At 52.9% G+C, this 25,669-nt stretch carries 15 protein-coding genes; 4 read left to right on the top strand and 11 right to left on the bottom strand.

Going from position 1 to position 25,669, the window contains the following annotated elements:
- Positions 1-154 precede the first annotated feature (154 nt).
- From BUB30_RS00405 to BUB30_RS00380, 6 genes are all read right to left on the bottom strand, one after another.
- A complete protein-coding gene (locus BUB30_RS00405; RefSeq protein WP_073129798.1) occupies positions 155-1,006 on the bottom strand; it encodes a cyanophycinase in 852 nt (283 codons plus the stop codon).
- Between the two features lie 170 nt (positions 1,007-1,176).
- Entirely contained in the window at positions 1,177-2,313 is a 1,137-nt protein-coding gene (locus tag BUB30_RS35000) for a PKD domain-containing protein (RefSeq protein WP_073129796.1), read from the bottom strand.
- A 10-nt stretch (positions 2,314-2,323) separates the two neighbouring features.
- Complete coding sequence (locus BUB30_RS00395) at positions 2,324-3,670, bottom strand: PKD domain-containing protein (RefSeq protein WP_073129794.1); 1,347 nt, start codon at positions 3,668-3,670, stop codon at positions 2,324-2,326.
- A 31-nt stretch (positions 3,671-3,701) separates the two neighbouring features.
- Positions 3,702-5,021: a RagB/SusD family nutrient uptake outer membrane protein gene (locus BUB30_RS00390; protein WP_073129793.1), complete on the bottom strand. Its 1,320-nt coding sequence runs from the start codon at positions 5,019-5,021 to the stop codon at positions 3,702-3,704.
- A 3-nt stretch (positions 5,022-5,024) separates the two neighbouring features.
- Entirely contained in the window at positions 5,025-7,955 is a 2,931-nt protein-coding gene (locus tag BUB30_RS00385) for a SusC/RagA family TonB-linked outer membrane protein (RefSeq protein WP_073129791.1), read from the bottom strand.
- Positions 7,956-8,032: 77 nt separating this feature from the next.
- On the bottom strand, positions 8,033-10,051 hold the full coding sequence (locus BUB30_RS00380; protein WP_073129790.1) for a T9SS type A sorting domain-containing protein: 2,019 nt from the start codon (positions 10,049-10,051) through the stop codon (positions 8,033-8,035).
- 277 nt (positions 10,052-10,328) lie between these two features.
- Here BUB30_RS00380 and BUB30_RS00375 point away from each other — a divergent pair, with 277 nt between their 5' ends.
- Complete coding sequence (locus BUB30_RS00375) at positions 10,329-10,877, top strand: NADPH-dependent FMN reductase (RefSeq protein WP_073129788.1); 549 nt, start codon at positions 10,329-10,331, stop codon at positions 10,875-10,877.
- A 12-nt stretch (positions 10,878-10,889) separates the two neighbouring features.
- Here BUB30_RS00375 and BUB30_RS00370 read toward each other — a convergent pair whose 3' ends face one another.
- The gene (locus BUB30_RS00370; RefSeq protein WP_073129787.1) at positions 10,890-11,795 is read right to left on the bottom strand and encodes an SAM hydrolase/SAM-dependent halogenase family protein; all 906 of its coding nucleotides are present in this window, start codon (positions 11,793-11,795) and stop codon (positions 10,890-10,892) included.
- Between the two features lie 124 nt (positions 11,796-11,919).
- On the opposite strand from BUB30_RS00370, the gene BUB30_RS00365 reads away from it, so the two are divergent.
- The gene (locus tag BUB30_RS00365) at positions 11,920-13,539 is read left to right on the top strand and encodes an ABC-F family ATP-binding cassette domain-containing protein (protein ID WP_073129785.1); all 1,620 of its coding nucleotides are present in this window, start codon (positions 11,920-11,922) and stop codon (positions 13,537-13,539) included.
- A gap of 34 nt (positions 13,540-13,573) precedes the next feature.
- Here BUB30_RS00365 and BUB30_RS00360 read toward each other — a convergent pair whose 3' ends face one another.
- Positions 13,574-14,038 (bottom strand): hypothetical protein, encoded by a 465-nt coding sequence (locus BUB30_RS00360; RefSeq protein WP_143164702.1) that lies wholly within the window; start codon positions 14,036-14,038, stop codon positions 13,574-13,576.
- Positions 14,039-14,371: 333 nt separating this feature from the next.
- Here BUB30_RS00360 and BUB30_RS00355 point away from each other — a divergent pair, with 333 nt between their 5' ends.
- Together BUB30_RS00355 and BUB30_RS34995 are read left to right on the top strand one after the other, a co-directional pair.
- The gene (locus tag BUB30_RS00355) at positions 14,372-16,120 is read left to right on the top strand and encodes an ABC transporter ATP-binding protein (RefSeq protein WP_073129782.1); all 1,749 of its coding nucleotides are present in this window, start codon (positions 14,372-14,374) and stop codon (positions 16,118-16,120) included.
- Positions 16,121-16,285: 165 nt separating this feature from the next.
- The gene (locus tag BUB30_RS34995; protein ID WP_178376978.1) at positions 16,286-16,741 is read left to right on the top strand and encodes a hypothetical protein; all 456 of its coding nucleotides are present in this window, start codon (positions 16,286-16,288) and stop codon (positions 16,739-16,741) included.
- A 1,216-nt stretch (positions 16,742-17,957) separates the two neighbouring features.
- On the opposite strand, the gene BUB30_RS00345 is transcribed toward BUB30_RS34995, so the two are convergent.
- From BUB30_RS00345 to BUB30_RS00335, 3 genes are read right to left on the bottom strand one after another with little or no spacing between them, the layout of a single operon-like run.
- Complete coding sequence (locus BUB30_RS00345; protein WP_073129780.1) at positions 17,958-19,856, bottom strand: polysaccharide biosynthesis protein; 1,899 nt, start codon at positions 19,854-19,856, stop codon at positions 17,958-17,960.
- The gene (locus BUB30_RS00340; protein WP_073129778.1) at positions 19,853-20,041 is read right to left on the bottom strand and encodes a hypothetical protein; all 189 of its coding nucleotides are present in this window, start codon (positions 20,039-20,041) and stop codon (positions 19,853-19,855) included. Before BUB30_RS00340 ends, BUB30_RS00345 begins: the two co-directional genes overlap by 4 nt.
- Positions 20,041-25,230 carry an Ig-like domain-containing protein gene (locus BUB30_RS00335; protein WP_221408650.1) on the bottom strand — a complete coding sequence of 1,730 codons (5,190 nt, stop codon included), beginning with the start codon at positions 25,228-25,230 and terminating at the stop codon, positions 20,041-20,043. Before BUB30_RS00335 ends, BUB30_RS00340 begins: the two co-directional genes overlap by 1 nt.
- Positions 25,231-25,669 lie beyond the last annotated feature (439 nt).

Genomic DNA, 25,669 nt, shown 5'->3' with positions numbered 1-25,669 from the left:
GTTTTCATGGCAATGTTGCGTTAGGGTGAGTGAAGATACAATGTTTTCCCCGCAACACACAGCACCACAAATCCTCTTTGCGCCTCTCCTTGCGTCTTTACGCCTTTCATCGCTCGCCAAAGCTTTAGCGAAGGTGAGCGGTAAAAAATCCAGCCTACTTCAAGCTGAAGGTCTCCCCTGCCAGGTAAATGTTCATCACAATCCCCTTGGCACTCAGCTTGCCTCCCTTCTCTATTTTAGATCGCTTTGGATTTTCAAACACAATCACCTGCGAATCCCCCACCACTTCGGCGGTGTTGCCCGAGACGAGAATAGCTGTCGCCTCATCAATGCCGATGCCTTTGGCTTCCGGGAATTCGATAATGGCGCTGATCAACCGGTTATAGCGGCTTCGCTTTACAAAGTGTTGATCGATGATGGCGTTCTCGATGAAACCCAAACCGGGTTTGGTCTCGATGTTGGCGGGTTCGATGTTGCGGAACGTCGAAGCGTAGTCGGGGTGTTTCAGTTCGTTGCCGGTGATCATGATCTTGCTCATGACTGCAGCCCCTGCGCTGGTGCCCCCAACAAGGCATCCTTTGTTGTAAGCGTCATGTATGGCTTTTTCAATATCGGTACCCTGCACCACACCCATGAACCGCACCTGGTCGCCGCCGGAAATGTAAATGAGCTTTGCGTTCCTGACCGAATCCAACTTTTGGGCACTGTAGGTTTGCCCCTTGCGGAAGATGACGCCATACACTGTCCGTATACCTTGCTTGATGAATTGTTGATTGGCATAGTAGACCGCTGAGTCAGGATCCTCGCTTGACATGGGGAGGATGATGCCGTAGCCTCCTTGTTGCAGACCGGCCTCTTTGATAATGCGATCCACCATGGCGTCAGAACGTGAGCCTCCGCCGATGATAAAGAGTTTGCCACGTGCGCTCTTCGTTTGCGCATTTGCCTCCTGAAAGAATAACAATACCAAAAGAACGGCCATTATTCTCAAATGGGTAATTTTCATGTTGATGGGGTTACAATATCCTAATCGGAAAAAAAAGTGTTGCTTTTTAGGGTTTGATATTAGCACATCGCCGAAAATAAACAGATCGCGAAGGACCGGATTGACGGCGGCGAGATATAAAACAAAGAATGAGCAGCGACTGCACTGCTCATTCTTATCCTATTCTGTCGTTACTTGGTCCTGCCAAATGTCAACCCGCGAGCGCTTATGCCGGAATAGAAGGGCTCGGCAGCGCTTCCATCCAGGTTAGCACGCATGATGATGTCGTTGTTCCGGTCACCCCAATATATTTTCTTTCCGTGCTTCTCATAGGCCATACCGTAGATCCTCCTCGTAATCGAAGTAGCGACTGTAGATACTCCCGTGCCATCGAGGTTGGCCGACCGTAGTGTGGCTTCTGCGGCAACAGCGTCCCACGTTTCAAAGTAGATTCTGTCATCCACCACCACCATACCGGCGCCTCCCCCTGAGGTTACGATTTGCGTCTCCGTTCCGCCGACCAATTTCTTCATCCACACGTTGCCGGAATAGTTGTTCCAATAAAGGACCTTGTTGACGGGATCGACGGCCATGCCTTCGGGATCATTGGCTTGCCCGGTGACAACATCTTCAAAATCACCCAGGTCGGTCGTCAGATCAATACTCGTCCGGCGTATGCCGGTCGACGTATCCCAATAGAGCATCCTGGCATCGTAGTCGATCGTTACTGCGTCGGGATCCCCAATGTTTTCACGGAACACCACCATATTCTTGCCATCTGCATCGGCAACATAAATTTTTTCCGTATCAAAGTCCGCGATATAAACCTTGTCCGTGGTCGTATCGATAGCCATACCATATGAATCGCTCAGGGACGCGATCTCTGTGCTCTCCACAACCGGAGAATGATCGTTCACCAGCGTCGTAAACACCGTGCTGCCGTCCGTAAATAACAACGGCACGCCTGTAGCATTGGGATCCTTGACCACCACGGTAATGGACGTATCATTTATCTCTAGTGATGATCCCGTTACCACCACCATGTTCACCTGATACACACCCGGAGTTGTGTAATGGTGTTGCGGATTTTCCTCTGTCGACGATGTGCCATCGCCAAAGTTCCACGTATAGGCTACTGTTCCGGCTCTTTCCGGAACAATCGATTCATTTTTGAATGTTACGGTCGCCGGAGCAAAAGCATCGTTATCGATCGTGAACGTGAACTTCGGCACCGTGCTGGCTGGCGGCACGGGAAAGCTGTCGTCGGAGCAACTGTTGGTCGCCGCCAGACCGATCGCGATTAGAAATGTATAGAGTATCTTCTTCATGCGTCGTAGCTTATTTTCTTAAGAATATTCCCCGTGGACTTGCCAAGCCTGACTTCAGCGTCACCTGGTTGCCACCATCCAGATCAGCTTCCTCGATCGTACCCGAGTCTCTTCCCGACCAGTACAATTTATCTTTTTCGGAGTCGATGGCCATGCCGTAAATGCGGGTATCTTTGTCGTCTACCATTTCCACGTTGCTGCCATCGAGGTTGGCCCGTTTCAGTTGCGCGTCGTTCTGCTCATCGAAGTAGATCTTGTCATGTTCGCTGTCTACGAGAATAGCGTAGCCATACACGCCCGAAATGATCGGCGTCGCATTGCCACCATCCAGGTCGGACATATAAAGGTCTTCGTTGTTCACTTCGTAGAAATACATTTTGTTGTTTTTAAGATCGAGGGCAACGGCTCTGAATTGCGCATCGGCCATCGTCACGATATCCACTTTGTCGCTGCCATCGAGGTTAGCTCTCGAAACATGTCCGTCACCATTGGCATCCGTCTCGTCTACCCAATAGATTTTTCCGGCGGCCACGTCCAGGGCAATGGCATAAGGCTCAACAAGTCCGTCGACGATAGGAGTCAATTCCGTACCGTCCAGGTTTACGCTCCAGATCTTTCCATCGGCGGTGGCAAAGTCGCTGAAGTACACCTTGCCGTGAACGTCGTCATAAGCGAGGCCCACGCCAGACATTCCGGCGACATCAAGGAAATTGGTGACTGTACCCGAGCCATCCAAAGCAAGCTTCTTGATAAGGTCGTTGTTCAATTCCGAAAAATAAATTTCCGGAACGGCTGCTTTTATCGTGATCTGCTTTTCATATGTGGTGGATCCTTCTGCGCTGGTCGTTTTCAGGGTAACCTTATACGTTCCGGCTTTCAGATAAGTAAACGTCGGATTCTCCGCGGTAGAGGTCGAACCGGCCTCGTTGCCAAAGGACCACAAGTATGAGGTTGCCCCTTTGGATGCGTTTGTGAATTGAACCGGCGTGAGCGCGATCAAATCGTCCTCCCCTTCCACGGTGAAGGCCGATGTCGGCACCACCGTGATCGTCAGGTTGGAAATCGTCGATCCCCCTTCCCCAGTGCTCACCAGGCTCACCAGGAATGTGCCCGACGATTGATAGGACTTCTTAGGCGAAACTTCCTTAGAGGTCGTGCCATCGCCAAAGCTCCACTTGAAGGCCGTTGCATTTTGAGAGGTGTTTGTGAATTGAATACTCTCATCCACTTGCGCCGTAGACTTATCGGCCGTGAACGTGGCCGCGGCCTGGGGTACGGCATCATCGTCTTCTTTACAGGACAGCACGCAGGCAAACATCAGGAAGAGCGTGAGGTATGCGTATATCTTTGATTTCATATGCTATGTTATTTTTTTCAGGTTCAGTTTATTAATAGCCGGGGTTTTGCGACATACCGGGGTTTGTGTTGGTCAGGATCTCGGATAACGGAATGGGCCAAAGCGTTTGGTTCACGTTGTTCACGCTCAACAAAACGTCGACCGCTCTTCCGGTGCGTACCAGGTCAAACCAGCGCTGGCCTTCGAAGGCAAACTCCACTCGTCTCTCCTTTTCAATGGCGCGAAGCAAGTCGGCAAACGAAGAAGCCGGTGTGTCGGGCAGCTTGGCCCTGGTCCGGATCACGTTGATGTCATTCTGAATGTTGCCGACATTTCCTTGCAGTTCGGCTTCCGCTTCTGCGCGAATGAGATACATTTCTGCCAGCCGAAGAATGATGACGTTGTCTGCTCCAAGACTCAGGTCGTCATACTTGATGGCATAGGCCAGCGTTCCCGAGAAAGCAATGGAACCCGAGAAGCGTTCATCGCCCGCTTCATAGGACGCCAGCAGGGAGGCCGTCGGCGCCACTTCCCTTCTTCCATTCAGGGTTTTGGGGAAGTTGTATTCGGCAATGCGGTTCCGGTTGAGCTCTGTAAAGTCGATCTCGAAAATCGATTCGGCAGATTCATCCGTAAACACGTCAGCGTAGTTCAGCAAATCGTATCCTCCGTTGGTGATCACATCCGTAGCCTTGGTCTTCGCATTGGCATAGTCACCTTTGTAGAGATACACACGCGCCAGCAAGGCCGTGGCGGCATATTTTGATGCGCGTACTTTCGTACCACCGGCCGACAGGTTTTGTTCTGCAAATGTCAGGTCGGCGATGATCTGGTCATACACTTTGGCCACGGGGTCGCGCGCCACATCCAATCCCGTTGCTCCAGCGGTGGGCTGCGTCTTGATGGGAATAGCGCCAAACCAATTCACGAGACTGAAGTGGTTGAACGCCCGTATGAAATACAGCTCGCCCAAGGCCTGGTTCTTTTCTTCATCCGTCATGTCGCTCATTTCGGGCACTTTGGCGATGATGTTGTTGGCAATGTTGATGCCTTCATAACCCGCGGCCCAGATGTCGGAGATGCCGGCATTCTCCGGCAACACGACGTTGTTATCAATTTGCGTATAGCTCACTGCCGTTCCGTCAACGGGTTGTTCAAGATTGTCGGCGGCGAGATCCGAGAAGATGATATAGGACCTGCCGTAGTAACCAAGTTCCTGGAACGACGTGTAGGCTCCGAGGATCCCTTTTTCGATTCCTTTTTTATCCTTGATCGCCTTCTCTTCCGGCACCGCGCTTTGCGATTCTACGTTGAGCACATCGCATGAAGCCAGCGGCAATAATGTAATGATGAGTATGAATAGCTTTTTCATGCGTTAAAATTTAAGGTTAAGACCAAACGTGATGGCACGGGCTTGCGGGAACGTGAAGAAGTCTGTTCCCACCACCGAAACGTCGTTGCCACTGTAGTTTACCTCCGGATCGAGGCCTCCATAGTTAGTGAACGTAAAGAGGTTTTGTGCGCTGGCATACACGCGAATGCTGGAAAGCATGATCTTGTCGGAAAATTTCCTGCGCAACGTATAGCCCAGGGTAACATTCTTTACCCTCAGGTACGATCCGTCCTCGACGAAGCGCGATGATACGCGTACGTTATTGGCCGCGGCAACCGGATCGGATGTGGCCCGGGGAACATCGGTGATGTCGCCCGGTTTCTTCCAGCGTCGCAGGACGGCCGTGGTCTGGTTGTCGCCACGCTGCAGCGACTCCAGGTAGAGGCGTGATCCGTTGAACACGTCGTTCCCATACGACCATTGCAGGAAGACGCTGAGATCAAAATTTTTGTAGTTGAACGTGTTGGTGAACCCGCCAATGAATTTGGGGTTGGGGTTGCCCACCACGGTACGATCATCGGTCGTGATCTCGCCGTCGTGATTGGTGTCGGCAAAAACGATGTCGCCGGTTGAGGGATCTACACCCAGGGATTTGAAATTATAAAAAACACCGATGGGCTGTCTTTCCATAATACGGTTTCCGCCACGACCGGCATCCAGGGGCTGGCCCCCGTAAAGCTTTGTCACCTTGTTCCGGTTTCCGGAGACGTTCAACCGCGAGGTCCATTGCAGGTCGCCAAAGCGATTGTTGTAGCCCAGGCTGATTTCAATACCCTTGTTTTCGAGCTCACCCACATTTTGATATGCCGAACTGAAGCCTGACGAGGGCTCCACCGGTGCGGCCTGCAAGAGGTCTTTCGTTTGTTTGTTGTAATAGTCGAACGACACCGTGACGCGGTCTTCGAACAAACCGGCGTCGAGGCCCACATCGAACTGGGCGGTGCTCTCCCACTTCAGGTCCGGGTTGGGGATCTGTGAGGGATATATCGCCGGCGCCCCGTGATAGGACGCTGTGCCATACATGGCCTGATACGAAAACGGCGTCAGGTCCTCGTTCCCCAGCAAGCCATAGCTCGCCCTAACCTTGAATTCTGAGATCACCGAGAGATTGTCCTTTATGAAATCCTCTTCGCCGATACGCCAGGCCACGGAAGCCGCGGGGAAGAACCCGTTCTTGTGGTTCGGGCCGAAGTTGGACGAGCCGTCGATCCGTCCCGACAGCGATACCATATATCGGCCATGATAGTTGTAGTTCAAACGGCTGAAATACGAACGCAGGCCGTGATCCAGGGCGTTGGCTGTAACGTCAACTTTTGTAGCCGCTGAATTGATGTATTGCAAATTCTCGTCGGTGTAATCCTGACCGCGCATGTACGAACTGCGCGTTTCTTTTTTCTCAAAGCTATAGCCCGCCACCACGTCCAGGTTGTGTTGACCGAACGAAGTCTCGTACCGGAGCATGTTGTTGCTCACAATGTTGAGTACGTTGGTATACGTCTCGAAGCCGAGACCGTTGTACTTCTGTCCTTGCACGGTATTGAACTCGAAAGCGTGTTCACGGAGGTTGTAGAAGTCCACACCCCACTTGGAGGTGACCGTCAACCCCGGAAGGATGCGGTATTCGCCGAATACGTTACCCAAGGTGCGATAGGTAAAGTTCTCGTTGGTCGCTTCGTTGGCGATCGATACGGCATTTGAATACGGGCCGCTCTGGTTATAGGAACCGTCGGCATTGTATACCGAGATCACCGCCGGTGTAGAGATGCCGTTGGGGAGTATCCCGTGCAGGGAGGCATCACCTTCCACGCGGTTGGATTTGGAATAGGTGAGACCAATGCTGGTTCCGACGCTCAGCCGGTCGTTTATCTTGTGGTCCACATTTATCCGGCCGTTAAGACGTTTGAACGCCGTGCTCAGGATGATACCGTCCTGGTCGAAATAATTTCCGGAGATAAAAAATTTTGTTTTATCATTTCCCCCCGTGGTCGATAGTTCGTAGTTCGACATGGGCGCGGTGCGGAAGATCTGATCCTGCCAGTCGACATCCACGCCGTTGTCCGGAAGTTCTACGCCGGTAAGGTCCTTGCGATAATCTCTCCATTGCGCGGCGTTCAGCATGTCGAGGCGATTCCACACTTGTTGGAAGCCCTTGTACATATTGAAGTTCACGGACGATTGCCCCGTTTTTCCCCGCTTGGTCGTAATCAGCACGACACCGTTGGAAGCGCGCGCGCCATACACCGCAGACGCCGCAGCATCCTTGAGCACGCTCATGGACTCGATATCATTGGGGTTCAAGTCCGACAAGGCATTGATGCCCTGCCCTTCATATCCGATCTGCGCATAATCGCCGGTAATGATGGGGATACCATCGATAACATAAAGCGGTTGCCCCGATCCGCTCAGTGACGTGTTACCGCGAATGCGAACCGACATGGCGCCACCCGGTGTACCCGAATTCTGGCTCACTTGTACGCCCGTAGTTTGTCCTTGCAACACACCGTCGACCGTTGGCACCGGCAGGTCTTTGATCGCGTCTGACTTCACCACACCGACCGCTTCGGTCATCAGTCTTTTCTGCTCGGTTCCATACCCCACCACCACCACTTCCGAGAGTTCCCGGATATCAGCTGCCATGGCCACATCGATCAATTCGCGCGTGCCGACTGTAATTTCCTGCGGCAACATGCCGATGAACGTAAACACCAGGATATCGTCCGGAGCGGCGTCAATGGTGTATTGACCATTCGCGTCCGTCACGGTGCCCCTAGGGGTACCTTTGACCACCACGTTTACCCCGGGTTGGCCCGTGCCATCGTCCGCACTGGTCACCTTGCCGTGAACCGCGCGTTGCTGGGCCAGCGAGCACCAGGATAAAAATGAAAAAATTAAAAACAGTAGCGTTTTCCTCATAAGCATCGGGGGTTTTAGTGTAGCGTTATAGTAGTTATGTTATATTTTTTTAAAGCTTAAAAACGACGAAGTGATCCTTACCGTTGCTTGATCACCTTCACAGAAGAAATTTCTTTGCCGTTGTCGATCCGGAGCAGATATACACCATCCGGAAACCCGGATAGGTCGACGGCCTGCTCCAGGCTGCCGCCATGCTGTTCGAGTAACGTCCTGCCCACGATGTCCACAATGGAAAGCTCCAGATTCCGGGATGCGGGAATGTCCTGCGACAAACTAAATATACCACTTGACGATGGATTCGGAAAGACGCGAAGCGCAGAAAGCCCGAATTCACTGTCCACCCCAACCACTGGGTACTCAAATGCGTAAGGTGCGTCCGTTGACGGAATGGGGACGCCGGCGTCCAACACCGCGCTGCCGTTCAAGAGCGCATATTGCATGGAAGCAAATCCGGCATAATCGCGCGCCGGCCCACCGTTGTTCACCGGCTGTGATGCCAGGGCGGCCTCCGTGCCGCGATTGATCAATACCAAAACGGATTGATCGCCCGTGGCCTTGAAATGATTGAGCCCGTCTTGTTGATAGAATTTCACGAAGTTTTTTTTGTTGAGGTATATGCCATAGCGTGCGCTATCGGCCACTACTGCATAAGAGACCGCCGCGGTCGTATTCTCATAATAGTCCGTCGTGGCGGGATCGAATGTATTGGCCATGATGACCGACGTTGGCAAAAGGCGCAATCCTTTTTGATAGGAAAGCCTGCCGTAATACGCGGCATATCCATCGGTGCGGTGATTGGTCGTGAAGGAACGTCCGGCATAGCGACTGTCTTCTCCCGCAAAGGCGATGACCATCCCATTCCGGCGGATGTGGCCCTTGAGCAGGATGCCGGTGGGTCCCCCGGCAAGAAAATTGAACAACAAACTGTTGTCGTTTTCCACGAACAATATTTTTTTTGACCGGCGGATGATATTGCGCAGCGTCATTTGACTGATGTCGTTAGCCTCCGTCGTCGTCTCCACCAGCGTTGTGCCTCCGCCCAAATCCTTTATTTTTTGAACAAACGCCTTGCCTTTTCCGGGTGCGGTCACGACCACCACGGTGTCGTGGAGTTGTCCGTTCTCTTTCACCAGGTAGTTCAAAAGGTCATTGTTGTTGCTCACCTCGCCGCCACCACTGAGGACCACCGCATAATTCCCGGTTTCGTCATAGGGCTGGGGTGAGACTACGTCGGGTGGTCCCTCCAGAACTTCAAATGTCTTGAGGTCGATGCGATGACCGTGCAGGAGCTGGATCGCGTTGATGGAGTCGGCCACCGGTATTTCGTCTTTAAAAGCTGCGTAAGACGCGCTGTTGTAGATCGACACCGTCCCAGTTCCGAACACTTCGGCTTTTTTATCAGGGTCGATGCAAAGGACTGTGCGGTCGTCCACGCCAATGCCCGTGATCAACGCGTGTATGTCGAGATACCATCGGGCAAGAAAGGGCAACAGGCGGCCTATACGCCCGCGTTCGGTAAAATGGGAATCAAAAAGAAATCCGGGAAGGAAGGCCAGGAAATCGTCCGCAAGCGTGATGTCTTTATTATAGAGATTGGCCAGGGTCTCGTCCGGGTATGCCGATCCTTTTTCGGCGGTATACATCACCCCGGATAAAATGGCCATCCCAGCCGATGTGCCCGACATCACGCCACCCGCATAGAACTTGTCGAGGGCGGCCTGCATGGTCTTCGTGTTTTTGAACTGGGTATAGTAGATGGATTGATCGCCGCCTTTGAAAAAGAAGCCGTCATAGGCCATCAACTGGTCGTAGGTGCTTTGAAGGTCGGCAACGGTGCGGCTATCGATCTTTATATTGGTCGCCTCCGTTGCACCGAGGGAAATAAAATAGTCGGGGATGAAGTTATCTTCGTCAGCGTAGCTGATGACGGCCACCTTTTTGTTGGCGGCGTGGTCAACGATCCATCGATAGGGCGCGTCGCTCCATCCTCCCTCGCTCTCCGACCCGCCACCAATGAGGACGAGTTTGCCTTGTGCGGCGAGAGAAATGGGCAGACATAGTAATACAATGACAGTGATCCGGTAAAATCCCCGCATAGGCTCCAATTACACATGCATAATAGTTATTACTCCTGTGTGAGCAAAGTTTTAATTATATAATAGGCTTTAAATCCGGTGGCGTGGTCAACTCATTTTTGAAGTGTCCTATATCGAACATTCTGACGGAAGACGTTTCGTTCGTGAACTTTTAGACAACACATCAAGTTTTCGCTGATACAACCAGGCGACGCGCAGTGTCCTCTGCGTTGCCTTTGCATTTTTGCTTTGCCCGCGGAAGCTTGAGCGAGGGAGAGCCGTTAAAAAAAATTCATCCATGAAAGAAATCAAGATCCTCGCTTTGGTCGGAAGCCTCCGGGCAACGTCTTCCAATCACGTTGTCGTGAAGCACCTGGCACGGCTTGCGCCGGACGAGGTCGATTTTCAAGTCTATGACGGCATGGGAAAGTTGCCGCTCTTCGACGACAGCGAAACAACACCGCCCGCGGTACAAGATCTGCGCGACAAGTTGAGCGCTGCCGATGGCATCCTCATCTGTACACCGGAATATGCTTTCGGCGTGCCCGGTGCGTTGAAAAATGCATTGGACTGGACGGTATCTTCCGCGGAACTGGTGAACAAGCCTGTAGCGTTGATCACCGCCTCGACGGGTGGCGAAAAAGCGCACGCCGCATTGCTCTACATCCTCGAAGCGTTGTCGGCCCGCGTCGCCGACGATGCGCGTTTATTGATCTCCTTTATCCGCGCCAAGCTGAAAAACGGTGAGGTATCGGACGGCGACACGCTGCGCGCCCTCAACACGGTGTTGACGGCCATCATCCGGGAAGCAAGACTTTCCAAGGCCGAAGCGTCCTCACACCACTGACATTCGCCCCCGTCACGGCTTCGCCGCTCGAAGCACGACGGACCACTCCGGGCCGGAGAAGACCTTATACTTATCCGAAAAACTTCCCAGGTTAATGCCCAGCGAAAAATTGAGCAAGCTGTTGAGATATCCCAAAGGCTCCCCTTCCCTGACCCCGGAAAAGGTATTGACAAAGGGCACTTTACCTTCGTATACCAGGCGCTTATCGTTATAAACCTCCACCCCAATCCATCCGCCTTTTTTAACCCCCAGCTTTTCAAACGTCGCGCCGTCGATGTTGGTCCAGACGTTGCCGTATTGAATGTCCAGCACGGGAATGTTGCCACGGATCTCGCCGTTTGCATAGACCGGTTTCTGGTAAGCCACCCGCACCACGTCGTTGCTCAATTTGGGGCCCACCTCTTCGAAGGTGATCACTCCGGCTGCCAGCCGCGCGCCGGTGTAGGCATATACATCGCGTCCGTGGAAAGTGTACGACTGGTTGCTGTCCTTCAGCCGGTTTTTAGCTTCATCGATTTCCCGGACCTCTTCGATGCCGAGCGATTCGGCCACCAGGGTGAGTGTACCGTTGTCGGGGGTGACCACAAAGTGGCCGGTCTTGGTCTTTAGCACCACCGATTTACGGTCCGACCCGACCCCGGGATCGACGATGGAAACAAACACGGTGCCCTTGGGCCAATAGGGCGCGGCCTGGTTGAGACGATAGGCGGCTTCCCAGATGTTATAGGCGGGGATCTCGTGGGTGAGATCGAAGATCCGCAGGTCGTCGGAAACGGAAATGGCCACCCCTTTCATGGCGCCCACGGCCCCGTCTTTCAGACCGAAGTCGGATTGAAATACCAGCGGCCGGTGCTGCCCTAACGCGAGTGAGCCTGCGAAAAGAAAGCCGGCGACAAACAGAAAATTCAGTGCGCGCATGTTCCTGTAAAATTTATGTTAGGTCTATGGCAAAAATAGCAGAATTAATAAAGTATCGAAGGCGCCGGCAAGGGACCGCACGAGGCTTTTGCGTATCTTTGTAGCTTGATCATTTTAAGTCATCATGATTGCTGCTAATAACGTATCGCTCCAATTCGGAAAAAGGGTTCTCTTCGACGAAGTCAATATCAAATTCACCCCGGGCAACTGCTACGGTGTGATCGGTGCAAACGGTGCCGGTAAATCCACGTTCCTGAAAATCCTCGCCGGCGACGTAGATCCCACGCGCGGAAACATCAGCATCGAACCCGGCAAACGGATGGCCGTGTTGCGCCAGAACCACTATGAGTTCGACGAAATAGCGGTGCTCGACACGGTGATGATGGGCCACAGCAAACTGTGGAGCGTCATGAAGGAAAAAGACGCCATCTATGAAAAACCCGATTTCTCGGAAGCCGATGGCATGCGCGCGTCGGACCTCGAAGCCGAGTTTGCCGAAATGAACGGATGGAATGCACAGTCAGACGCCGCCGCCTTGTTGAGCGGCCTGGGCATTGCCGAGGAAGATCACTACCGGCTCGTGAAAGAGCTTGCCGGTAACCAGAAAGTACGCGTCCTCCTGGCGCAAGCCATCTTTGGGAACCCCGACATCCTCATCCTCGATGAGCCTACCAACGACCTGGATATTCATACCATCACCTGGCTGGAGGATTTCCTGCTCGAATTTAAGAACACGGTGATCGTCGTTTCGCACGACCGTCACTTTTTGGATACGGTCTGTACCCACATTGTCGACATCGACTTCAGCGCCATCAAGTTGTATACCGGTAACTATACGTTCTGGTACCAGTCCAGCCAGCTGGCCCTGTCGCAGCGTTCGTCGGCCAATAAGAAGGCCGAAGAAAAGAAGAAGGAGTTGCAGGAGTTCATTGCCCGCTTCAGCGCCAATGCCTCTAAATCGCGCCAGGCTACCAGCCGCCGCAAGCTGTTGGAAAAGATCAACGTGGACGACATCCAGCCGTCGACGCGCCGCTACCCGGCCATCATCTACCAGCAAAAACGGACCGCCGGCGACCAGATCCTCCACATCGAAAACCTCAGCTACTCCACGGGCGATACCGTGTTGTTCAAGAACCTCGACCTGTACGTCAACAAAGGCGACAAGATCGCCTTCCTCAGCAAAGACAGCCTGGCCATCACCTCGCTGTTCCAGATCCTGAACAACGAATTGAAGCCCACCAGCGGCGAGTTCAAATTCGGCCAGACCATCACCACCGCCTACCTGCCGGGCAACAACGAAAAGTTCTTCCAATCGGACGACAACCTGATCGATTGGCTGCGCCAGTTTGCGGAAGAGGAGAACAAGGATGAAGTGTATGTGCGGGGTTTCCTGGGTAAGATGCTTTTCTCGGGAGAAGAAGTTTTCAAAAAATGCAACGTGCTCTCCGGAGGCGAGAAAGTGCGCTGCATGATCTCCCGGATGATGCTCGCCGGCGGCAATCTGCTGATGCTGGACGAGCCCACCAACCACCTCGACCTGGAGTCCATCACGGCGTTCAACAACGCGCTGAAAGACTTCCCGGGCACGGTGCTGTTCACCTCGCATGACCACGAGTTCACACAAACCGTGGCCAACCGCATCGTGGAGATCACCCCGAACGGCTTCATCGACAAACTGATGTCGTACGACGAGTACATCACCAGCGAAAAAGTGTCGGAACAAAAAGAGCTACTGTACGCATAACGCACAGTAGCTCGCCTAACCTTTTCAGCTTTCTTTATTTTACCGAGGAAGTCTCCTCGCCTATCCGCACGTAATAGTATTGCATTTTGTCGGCGTGCTTGCCCTTCGCCGGCTTTTCATTTTTACGCTGAAGGATCATGCTGTCGTCTTGAAGCGTGATCTTGTATTCGGTGATCAATTTGGGTGAATCCTTATCTTTACCTGGGTTCACATGGCTCTCCAGGTACAGCGAGGACTGGTTTTCGTTGAGGCGATACGAGCCGCTGTCGAGCGCCGTGCCATGGTTGACATAGGTGCCGTCGGACCGGAAAGCGATCCATTGACCCGACGTGGGGTTCCTCGCCACCTCCTGGGTACCGGACATGATCTTGGCGATCTTCCACGATCCGCGGATGGCTTCAATGGTTTTGGTTGGAACGGTCTTCGCATCCTGCGCCAGCAGCGCGGTGGTAAAAAGCATTCCAAAAACCAGGGCATACATACATTTCTTAATCAGCATAAGTTTTTCGTTTAGTTTGGCTGAAGCGCCGACCGGCAAAGCCAGGTCAGCTCTTCTTTTTCTTCTTGGGGAGCGAGACTGGCAGCGTCTTTTTTCCGCAGGAAGTCAAACGAAGAGCGTGAAAAATCATGCCGCCTGTCCGCGGCTTGGAATGAAGCTTTCACCCGGTTTGGTGGGGAGAAATAATCACACTTTAGCGCGTAACTTTTCCCCAGCGGTTAATGTTCAGGTCTGGAATGATTGGAGAGCAATCCTTTTTTCTTTTCCGATCGATAAAATAAAAAGGGGATGCCACACGACATCCTTAATGTTATTCCAGACACAACGCCACCTATGCCCGAACCAAAAGTAAAATCCAAGATCACCATAGCCCATGTTTTCAAGACAATCATCTGGCCCCGAAAGAATTTGTTGTTCGTCGGTCTGCTGCTGATTGTGATCAGCCGACTGTCCAGCCTGGTCCTGCCCTATGCCAGCAAGTCGCTGGTAGACGATGTGATCACGAAGGGGGACCTGCGGATGCTAAAGCTCCTGGTCGTCGGCGTGGTCGCTTCCATTGCCCTGCAAGCCGTCACCTCCTACTTGCTCACCCAACTGTTGAGTGTTGAAGCGCAACGGCTCATTTCCGTATTGCGTGCCCAGGTGCAAAAACAATTGCTCCGGCTGCCCATCCGTTTTTTCGACAACAACAAATCGGGTGCCCTCGTATCGCGCGTCATGAACGACGTGGAAGGTGTGCGCAACCTGGTGGGCACAGGATTGGTTCAACTCGTTGGCGGCCTGTTCACGGCGGTGATTGCCCTATACTTTCTCATCAAGATCAGTCCCCTCATGACCTTGTACGTGCTGGTGCCGGTGCTCGTCTTTGGTTTTATTGCGCTGAAAGCTTTCGCCTACATCCGGCCCATCTTCCGGGAGCGCAGCAAGCTGAATGCTGAGGTCACGGGCCGGCTCACCGAGACACTGGCCGGCGTGCGGGTGATCAAGGGGTTCAATGCCGAAGCACAAGAGATCCGGACCTTTGAAGACGGGGTGACGCGACTTTTCCAAAACGTGCGAAAGAGCCTCACCTCCACCAGCCTGGTCACCAGTTCGGCCACCCTGCTGTTGGGATTGGCTAGCACCGGGATCATGGGGATCGGCGGCTGGATGATCATCAAAGGCGAGATGACGTTGGGCGACTTTCTCTCGTTCACGTTATTCCTCGGTTTTATGATCGCTCCCATCGTGCAGATGAGCAACATCGGCAGCCAGCTCACCGAGGCCTTTGCCGGCCTGGACCGCACCGAAGAACTGATGAACATGGCACCTGAGGACGATGGGACCGTGCGCACGATAGAGGCAAAACGCATCGAAGGGGATATCATTTTCAACAACGTCTCGTTCGCCTATGAAGCCGGCAAACCCGTGTTAAATGACATTAGCTTTCATGCCCCCGCAGGGAGCGTGACGGCCTTGGTGGGCACCTCCGGTTCGGGGAAGACGACCATCGCGGGGTTGGCCGCCAGCTTCATCTCCCCCGACAGCGGCACCATCACCGTGGACGGTCTGGACCTCTCGCGCGTGTCGTTGAACAGCTATCGCAGTCAGCTTGGAGTGGTCCTGCAAGACGACTTTTTGTTCGAGGGCACCATTCGTCAGAACATTCTCTTCCCCCGGCCACAGGCCTCGGAAGAGGCGCTGCAGAGCGCGGTGCGGGCAGCCTATGTACAGGAGTTTACCGATCGATTCGAGAACGGGCTCGACACCGTCATCGGCGAACGGGGCGTGAAGCTCTCCGGCGGCCAACGCCAGCGCATTGCCATCGCCCGCGCTATCCTGGCCGACCCCCGGGTGCTGATCCTGGATGAGGCCACTTCCAACCTCGACACGGAGAGCGAAACGTTCATCCAGCAAAGCCTGAGAAGCCTCATGCAGGGGCGTACCACCTTCGTGATCGCCCACCGGCTGAGCACCATCCGGCAGGCCGACCAGATCCTGGTGGTCGAGCACGGCGCCATCGCCGAGCGCGGCCGGCATGAGGAATTGATCGCCAAGAAGGGCCGCTATTTCGAATTGTATACCTACCAGGCGCGCATCTGACGGAGTGAAATTTTTCGCGCGAGACGCCCGTCTTCGCGCGCAATTATGACCATCTTCAGAGGGGAAAATGTGACGGTTACAACTCCCCCCGTACACACCGTTCGTCGGGTAGTGTCGTAAATATTTTATGCTTCATAGTGAAAAGTGAGATATAATATTTATCTTTTGGGTACTAAAACATTAATAGCTATGGCAAAAAAAGCTAAGAAATCATCAAAAAAGGTTGCAAAGAAAGCGGCGAAGAAGGCCGCTAAAAAAGTAGCCAAGAAGGCCGCCAAAAAATCGGCGCCGAAGAAAGCTGCTAAGAAGAAATCCGCCCCCAAGAAGGCTGCTAAGAAATCCGCCGCAAAGAAGGCCGCTCCCAAAAAAGCAGCAAAGAAATCGGCTAAAAAATCAGTGGTTAGCGCAGTAGCGACCAAGGCAAAATCCATCAAGAAAAAAGTGGTAAAGAAGGCCAAAGCCATCTCACAAGCCGCCACTGACAAAGCTGTTGAAGTGAAAGAAGCCGTGGTGGACACCGCAGCATCGGTAGCCGAAAACGTAGGTGAAAAATTGGCTGATGCAAAAGAAGCCATCGAAAACAAAGCGTCCGACATTCAAAAAAATCTCTTCGGCGCTTAAGCCTTTTGATAACCTAAACCCTTATTTGAAGGAAGCGGTGATTTGGTCATCGCTTTTTTTTTGGGGGAAGTGTTCAGGAGCCAGAATCCAGGAGCCGGGAGCCAGTAGCTTGTTCTCGGCATTATTAGTAGCCAGTATTCAGTAGCCAGTAGCCTGTTCTCGGCATTCTCGGGAGTCTGTATTCAGGAGTCAGAATTTACTGAATCGACATCCGGTGACCAGTAAGTCCGTCGCCTGACCAGTCTATGCACGCGCAAGTCATGATGATGATGTATAACCCACGCCCTAGCTCCTCTGCTGTACATTCGCCTACTCATTAAGCGTATTTGAATAGCCCCGGCCTTTAGACCTAGTGTATCCACACATCTTTTGAATGGAAAGGGTATAATAGATGAGTGAACAACCCTGGGTTTAGGTCTACGTTCGGAAATCTAATGTGTAGGTAATATCCCGAATAACCCCGGACTTTAGTCCGGGGTACAGACACCTATTTATGACGGGCTTTAGCCCTGACTTCCCCCTTTGCATGTATCGCCGTCTGCTCAATCATCGGCGTGGTCAGTCCGCCAGTCGGTGGACCTTGATTGGATACAACTTATGTACCCGGACTAAAGTCCGGGGTTATTCACTTCATTTCTTTAATCTTCGAAAGGTGTGTGCATAAGTTAGGCTTTTAGGCTAGGGTGACAAAAAGACGTTCTCTCGACAGGCCTTTAGCCTTGACCACTTCGATAGAGCGCTTGACTACGAATTCCACCTCACGCACCCAGCACGAATCACTCCAAAGGAATGTTCCCTATGTTCCTGGCTGCTTACTAACTGGCGATGAAGTCGTGTTGGTGGTAAAAAATTCAATCTCCGAAAACGCTTCCGCTACCCTTCATGACTTCTAAGCCCTGTCCCCGAGCACCGAACTAACTGAATATTTGTATTACTGAAGAACTGAATACTGGCCCCTGACACCTTGGCCCCGGAGTGTTACACGCGCAGATTTTATACAATAAAACTGGCTACTGAATACTGGCCACTGGAGAATGCTCAGAATAAGCTACTGGTTACTGAATACCGGCTACTGGAGAATGCCGAGACGAAGCCACTGGTTACTGAATACTGGCTACTGAGAATGCCGAGAACAAGCTACTGGCTACTGAATACTGGCTACTAATAATGCCGAGAACAAGCTACTGGCTCCTGGATTCTGGCTCCTGGCTCCTGATCAATTGACATCCAAAACCTCAAACCGCGAATAATTGCTCTTAAACTCCGGCACAATCTCCTTCATCAGCGCCACCATTTTAAGCTCATTCTTGTCGCCCATAAGGTCCTCGAGCAGACCGAGGTGCTGGCATACCTCGTCGTAGAGATATTCGCTTACCTGGGCCTTCAGGATCTTTTCGTGGTGGGTGGGGATGGTGTTCTCGTGGTCGTTGAGAAGTTCTTCGTAGAGCTTTTCGCCGTCGCGGAGACCCGTGAAGACGATCTCGATGTCTTTGCCCAGCTCCTTGCCCGAGAGCTGGATGGTTTTCTTGGCCAGGTCGAAGATCTTGACGGGTTTGCCCATGTCGAAGATAAAGATCTCGCCCCCCTGCCCCATCGAGCCGGCTTCGATCACCAGTTCGCAGGCTTCGGGAATGGTCATAAAGAAACGCGTGATCTCCGGGTGCGTCACCGTGACGGGGCCGCCCTTGAGGATCTGGTCTTTGAAGATCGGGATGACCGAGCCGTTAGAGCCCAGCACGTTGCCAAAGCGCGTGGTCACAAACGAGGTGCGCCCCATGCCGAGACGGCTGTTGTGACGGTCCAGGGACTGTACATAGATCTCGGCAATGCGCTTGGAACAGCCCATGATGTTGGTGGGGTTCACGGCCTTGTCGGTCGAGATCATGACAAACTTTTTCACTTTGTGCAGCACCGCCAGGTCGGCCAGTTGGCGGGTACCGAAAATATTGGTGGTCACGGCCTCCGACGGGTTGCTTTCCATGAGGGGCACGTGTTTGTAGGCCGCTGCGTGGAAGACGATCTCCGGCTTGAAGTCGCGGAAGATGCTGTGGATGCGTTGCTTGTTGCAGACACTGGCCACAAAAACAAAAAGGCGGGTCTGTTGGTTGCGCGCCCGCAGCTCGCGTTCAATTTCATAGAGCGGCGACTCGGCCTGGTCGATCAGGACCAGCGTCTGTGGCTTGTAGTTGAGCACCTGGCGTGCCAGCTCGGAACCGATGGAGCCTGCTGCCCCGGTGATGCAGATCACCCGGTTGGCAATTTCCTTTTCGATGGCAGGGTTGTCCAGCCGGATCACTTCCCGGCCCAGCAAATCCTCGATGTTGATGTCGCGGATCTGTTTCATGTCCCACTCGTTGCGCAGCCACTTCTCGAAGGAGGGCACGTAGCTGACCTTGAGATGATATTGCAGCGCCAGGTCCACGATCTCGTTCTTACGCTCGATCGACAGGTTCTTGGAGGAGATCACCAACTTCTTGGCCTTGTGGCGCTTCACGATCTCCGAAAGGCGGTCTGAATGATAAATGCGGGTGCCGTTAATCTCTTTGTTGTTCTTCTTCAGGTCGTCGTCCAAAAAGGCCACCAGCTTGTAGAGGCTGGACACGTCGGCCTCGATGGCTTGCTTGGTGAGAAAGCCCGCCGCGCCGGCACCGAAAATAATGACCGGGATGCGTTGGGAAAAATCGGATTTATAATATGTAAAAACATTCTTCACCAGCAGCCGGTATTGATAAAGCAACAGCGACGAGATGAAAAAGGAAATGAATACGACAGAATAGGGAATGACGTTCTTTCCAAAGTTGTAATAATACCACAGGTTGAATACCACCACGATGGTGAGGCTCAGCAATTCGGTCCCCACAATGCGAAGGCCGTCCTGGATGCCCGTATACCGCACGATGCCGGCGTAACTCTTGGTGATGAGGGTGGATAGCAATGCCGCGGCTATGCAAAGCACGGCGCCTAAAGCAGGATTAAAGTTCCTGATCTCTTCGACGTTAAAATTGAAACGCAACAGGAACGCCAGGCTCACGGAGAAAAGGATCAACACCTGGTCGATCAGGATCACCACCCCGCGTGGCAGCACCGTAAGCTTATTGAATACGTTCTGTATCAATCTGCGTTTTCGTTTTTATCCTTTTTTTTAAGTAGCCGCGAAACCCCATAAGCACCGCCGCCAATCAACAGGTATTCGAGACCTGTGATGGGCACCGGGTTACCAGGAATGGGGTTTCCTGGTTGACCGTTAACCAATAAGGTACTAAGCAACAGTAATGAAATACTAGCGAGAAGGACTTTCATTATTTTATTTTAACGATTTTTTCAGTGTATTTTTTTGAACCATCTACAATCAGGACATAGTAAACGCCAATGGCGCTCGTGCCCAAATCAAATTCCGCCTCCTTCACGCCGCCGTCGCCTTTCAGCTCTCTTTCTTCCAGGTCAACACCGGAAGCATTGATCAGCGTGGCTATCACATTCTTGTTTGTCGTTTTCACCCGCACCAACGCCTTGCGCTGGGTGGGGTTGGGATATATCGTCACGGTACCGAATCCGCTCAACCCTGCCTCACTACCTGTAATGGTCACTTCGCGCGAAGCCGAGGTCTTGCAGTCACCCGACGTCACCTCCACGGTGTAGACACCGCTTTCCACGGCCTCAATCTTGTTTGTGGTGGCGCCTTCCAAGGCCACACCATCGCGATACCATTGGTTGCCCGTCGCATAGCTCGAGATCAGCGTGGTGCCCTCACCCGACAAGGTCACAGGATCCAGGATTGTCACGTTTGCTTTCACCGCCACCCGGTCGCCTTCGCATCCTGCGGCATTCACAACCGACACAAAATAAGTCTTGGTCTTTGGAATCACCGGCGTGGTGAAGGTTGCGCCTTGCTGGCCGGCGATCGGCGTGGTGTCCGTCTCGCCTTCATACCAGTTGTACCAACCCGATTCAGGAGCGCCCGTCGCCGACAGCGTCACGCTTCCCGCGTCGCAGGTATTTCCTTCACGGGTACTTGCCACAACGCCTTTGCCCACTACCGTGATGACGGGTTTCGTCGACAAGGGCAGGGTTAAACAAGACGATGATTTGGCCAGGATCGTCACGGTGTTGTCACCGGCCGTCAACAAGGTAGTGCTGACCGGCAGGCTGATGGTGTTGCCATTGCCCACCACAAAGTCAGTGGTCTGGTCGTTGTATTGTATGGCGTATTGCACATCGGCTTGCGATTGCTCGATGGTCACGTTCGCTAATGTATTGTCGACGCAAATGCTTTCGCCCATGGTCTTCAAGTCGGTCTTCACGGCCGCTTTGCCCACCGTGACGTAAAAACGCTTCGAAAGGTTGGGTAGGTCCGTAGCCGTAACGGTAAATCCATAGCTCTGTACATCGCGGATATTGATCGATGTGTTCTGAAGCACGTCCACCAGGTACAGGTTCAAGTTGGCATTGAAGGTCTCCAGACCAGTAAAGGCCAGGGAATAGGAACCTTTCACGGCGCCTACCATGGCCAACGGGATCTTTTTATCACAGTCGAGGCTGCCCATCGAGTTGATGGAGAGGCTTTGATTGTCAGTCGTCACGGTCGAAAGGCTCAGCTTGGCATTCAGCAACTTATAAGCATCGAATTGCTTGTCGAAGCCGTCGGTGGCGGGCTTGTGCAAGCGCAGAACGGTTTCGTCGCTCAAGCCAGTACCGATCATCGAGATGCGCAATAAATTGGGGATCACCATACTGGCGCTATCCTCGCGGAAGAACTGGGCCGCCGAGAGGGTCTTGTCATCTTCCTGTAAAGTAAGGGTTGTATTGGCCGTAGCGCGTACCCAGAAAGCCTGGCCTTGCGCGATGATGCCGGCGTAGTTCTGCACGCTGGGAACGCCACCCACATAAGAAACATAGTGCAATCCGGTGCCCTGACCGCTGTTGTTGAAGTTGTCCGAAATGTAGATAGCATCGTTCAACCCGGCGGGTATGGTCACCTGGTTCCAGTCGATCGCCGACGGATAAGGGTTGCCGATCAGGTTCCAACCATCCAGACCACCTGCCGAATGGGCGGTGACGTTGATGGGCACGGCGCTCTGTCCGAGTGTACCCCGTGAGTCGAATGTCTGCGCACCCGTGCTGTTCACAGCGGCCGCATAGCCACGACCCTGGGGTGTGAGCGCGCCGGTAAGGGTGTACTGACGATAACGTGCTTCGAGCGTTGCAGCACCCGTGTTGAACGTCTCGTCATAGTAGAAGATGGAGGTAATGGGTATCTCACCGCGCCAATCGGTCACGGTAGTGCCCGTTACCGGAGCGGAAAGATACCGGAAGCTGTTGGCACCGGCGGTGTTGGGCATATAGCGCTGCACAATCACCGAACCGTTGATGAGCCCTCCCGCGGTTATGGGCGTTACACGGGCCGTGAACGAAGCATTCGACAACAGGCGAAGCAGGTTGGTACCAGCGTTCACCGTAGTGGCCGAGCTCACGTTCAGGAAATGTTGGATGTCTACATTAGTGAGAATGTTCACGGGGTTAGCCGTTCCGGTCTTATTTACCGTCATGCTATACAAGGTGATCGGCCCGGAGCCCGTGGTCCGGGTAATGGATTGGATGGTACCGATACCATTGAACTGCACTGTGCCCTGCTGGGCCAGGAAAGTACCGTCGACAATAAAATCCTCGGCAACGGTGACCAAGTGACTGTTGGTTGAAACGTCCAGTGTGGAGGTTGATCCAATATTGATATCGTTCAGCGCGCGGAGGGCGCGGCTCAACACAAAAGGACCGGTTCCTGTGAAGTACACGGAGAAGAACGATTGGCCGGCGGCCGCAATGGTCTGCGCCGTGGTTCCGTTGAAGTCTACACGGCTGACGCCCGGGGTGAATGTACCGGTTTGTGTATCCCATGAACCCGAGACGCGAATGCGGTAAAGGGCCGAGTCGGGCGTGGGTTCCAGGAACCCATCGAGATCAAGTTTTAGTGTACCGGTGACCTGGACGTTGTGGAAAGAGGCGAGCAAAAGCCTGTTGAGATTATTGGTAATGGTAGTATTTCCATTAAAGATCGTTGTGCTTGTTCCACCGTAAATTGAGCCGTTGTTGGTCACATTACTGGCAATGTTCACGGTTGTACCAGTACCCAAATTCAATGTGTGTGAGCTGTTCACGGTGAAGGCGCCCAACGATAGGGCTATCGAGCCGCTGATGACCGTTGTCCCATCGAAAATAACGGCGCTGTTTGTGAATATACCCGCAGCGTTACTTACAATATTGCCTTTGAAGGTAATGCCACTAGTGGTGGCATCGAATGTGCCGTTGGTCAATGTGAGGGTACCATTCACTGTCGTTGCTTGTGACAGTGAGATCGTTCCGGTACCCGAGTTGGTCAGGTCCGTAAGCCGGGTCGTGCTCGTTGCGTCGTAGGGCAATTCCGGCCCGGTGCTGATATTGGACGAACCGTTATAAATCACGTTATAGCTGGACACAGCGCCTGGGGCTGTAGTAATTGTACCGTCTGTGCGGGTGATCGTACCGCCTGAGCCCATGCGGAAGCTGGCGCCAGGATTGAACGCCCCGACGGTAAGATTCAGGATACTCAGGTCGAGATTTGAACCAATGGTGAAGGTTGAGCTCGGTCGGTTCATAGCCATGGCCAGCATGGGAAGACTGCCGCTGCTCTCATTTTGAAAGCTTGCACTGCCGGTGATCGTACCCGTTCCGGTGACCTGCATACGGGCAAACTCATTGACCGCGAACGCTCCCCCGGAGAGTGCGATGTTGCCGTTCATGGTAAACAAAAATCCACGAATATCGATGACGCCATTGGTCAACGTGAACGTACCATTCACTGTCAGGTCGTCAAAAACGTAAACCCGTCCACCGGTCCGGCTCATGGTGAAATTATTGATGGTCAGTGGCGCCGTGCCTGCCAGAGGCATCGTGCCGCCGGGATTGGAAGCAAAGAGCCCGTTGCCGGTGATAGCGATATTTGAACTGCTGGTAACGTTGATGGAGTTGACGCCGGGGCTAAAGTCACCCGCAAGCGTCAGGGTGCGAATTCCTACAGACAGGTTTCCGCCATTCAGGATCAGGCCGCCTGAAAACGTAACGTTAGTTGCCAGCGATACGCCGTTGGTGTTGGTGATCTCGGTGGTAATACCCGCCGAACTGGGATGGCCCGCACCTATAAACTGTGCGGCCGTGCCATTATATACTATCCTTGAACCGGAGGCAAAAGTCCGGGTACCGGTCACCCGAATGTTGCCACCGGAAGGTCCTGTCTGGATCGCGCCCAGAGCGTCGGTTGAGCCTACCTGTAAAACGCCTCCGTCGGATAAGGTGAAAGTACCTGCACCGCCAAAAAAGTTATTGCCGGCAAGCGATACGGTAGATCCCGTAGCGATGCTATAGTTGATAGTGCCACCTATGGGTAGCAACGTAGACGTGTAAACTTGCGTAGTTGTTCCTTCAAAGCTGATATTGGAAACACCTCCACTGGTAAAAATAGAGCCGCCAGTCTGCGTGTAATTCCCCTTATGATGATAGGTGGTGATGGCCGTGGTCGCCGCGAAATCAACTTGACCACCGCCAGTAAGGCTGAAATCTCCGTTTACCGTCATGTCAAGATCCTGATCGTCTGCAAACTGGATATAACCCGTTCCTGAAACAGCAACGCCACCAACGACGTTTAGGGTACCGGCAACGCCCGATGCAAAGGCAAACGTCCCCCCGCTCACTTCAAGGTCAGCGCCTACTGTAAGCACGCCTCCCGCTCCAAGCGAGTGAAAGAGCGCGTCTGATCCCGTATCGATAATGCGAAAGTCGCCGGCAATACTTACCGGGAATCCGCCCATGTCGATAAATCCGTTATCGCTTGCCTGGTTGGGGCAATTCCACACTAGGTTCCCAAAGGTTTGATTAAGATTGGTCGGTGCCGTAATGGGGCCCGCTCCCAACCCTACGATGTTGGTGGTGGAATTCGAATTCCAAGTGGCTAGCAGTACGGCCCCACCGGAGGTATACTGGTGGTTATAAACCGAACCCGACAAAAAGAAGAGCTTGAGGATGGTACTGTTGACGGTAAGATTGGCATCATTGTTAAAGGTACCGGCAACTTGGATCGTTCGGTTGGGAATGGCTCCAAAGACGATACCACCATGTACGTTGATCGTACCGTTAACGGTGATTTCATCACCCGCCCCATTCGCAAGTGTTAAGTTAATGCCCGAATTGACGGTTAGCGTTCCGCCTACATCGATAGTCGTCTGATCGATTGTGACCCCCGCCGCTACGGTTACAATGTGAGGGCTGCGGATAGTAATTGCCCCGTTAGCCGAAGTAGGCGCCGCACCGGCAGCCACCCACGACGTCCCATTAAAGGTCTGCCATGTTCCTACCGTACTCCAAGGACCCGAGCCTGCGCTCCGATAATCGCCAATAGCCTGCCCCCATAAGTCCATCGTCAAAAATCCCAGGGCAGCAATAAGTAGTAAAGTCCTTTTCATCATACCTTAATATAGACGTCTTTCAATAGTTCGTTTAAGTCTGGGTCTCCGGTTCCCCGGATGCATTCCCCAACCAAGTCCAACTGTGACCGCTTTGCCAAAAAGGAAGTAAAAAATTACGTCCCCATATGCATTGCCGGCATCACTTTGCTGCAAAAGTAATGAAATTTACGTGAAGTCCTCAACCTGCTCCGCTTCACCCGTTTCCATACTTTTAAAACCAAAATCGTAACCTTATTGTGGAAAACTTTCCCTGATTTCGCCTACCGTCCATCAGGGATGCTGTCGGAAATTCTTTCATAACACACAAATACCTTACAAGTTTGCGCTACACTAAAATTTTGAGGCGAAAACAGCTTTTTCGAAAAAGAATTCCTGACGGCACTGGGGAGATATTATCTTAAGTAAAGATATGTTGTTATCGGATACCCTACAAACT

The sequence above is a fragment of the Chryseolinea serpens genome, from assembly GCF_900129725.1.
Classification (GTDB): domain Bacteria; phylum Bacteroidota; class Bacteroidia; order Cytophagales; family Cyclobacteriaceae; genus Chryseolinea; species Chryseolinea serpens.
This window is presented reverse-complemented; position numbering and strand designations above follow the sequence as displayed.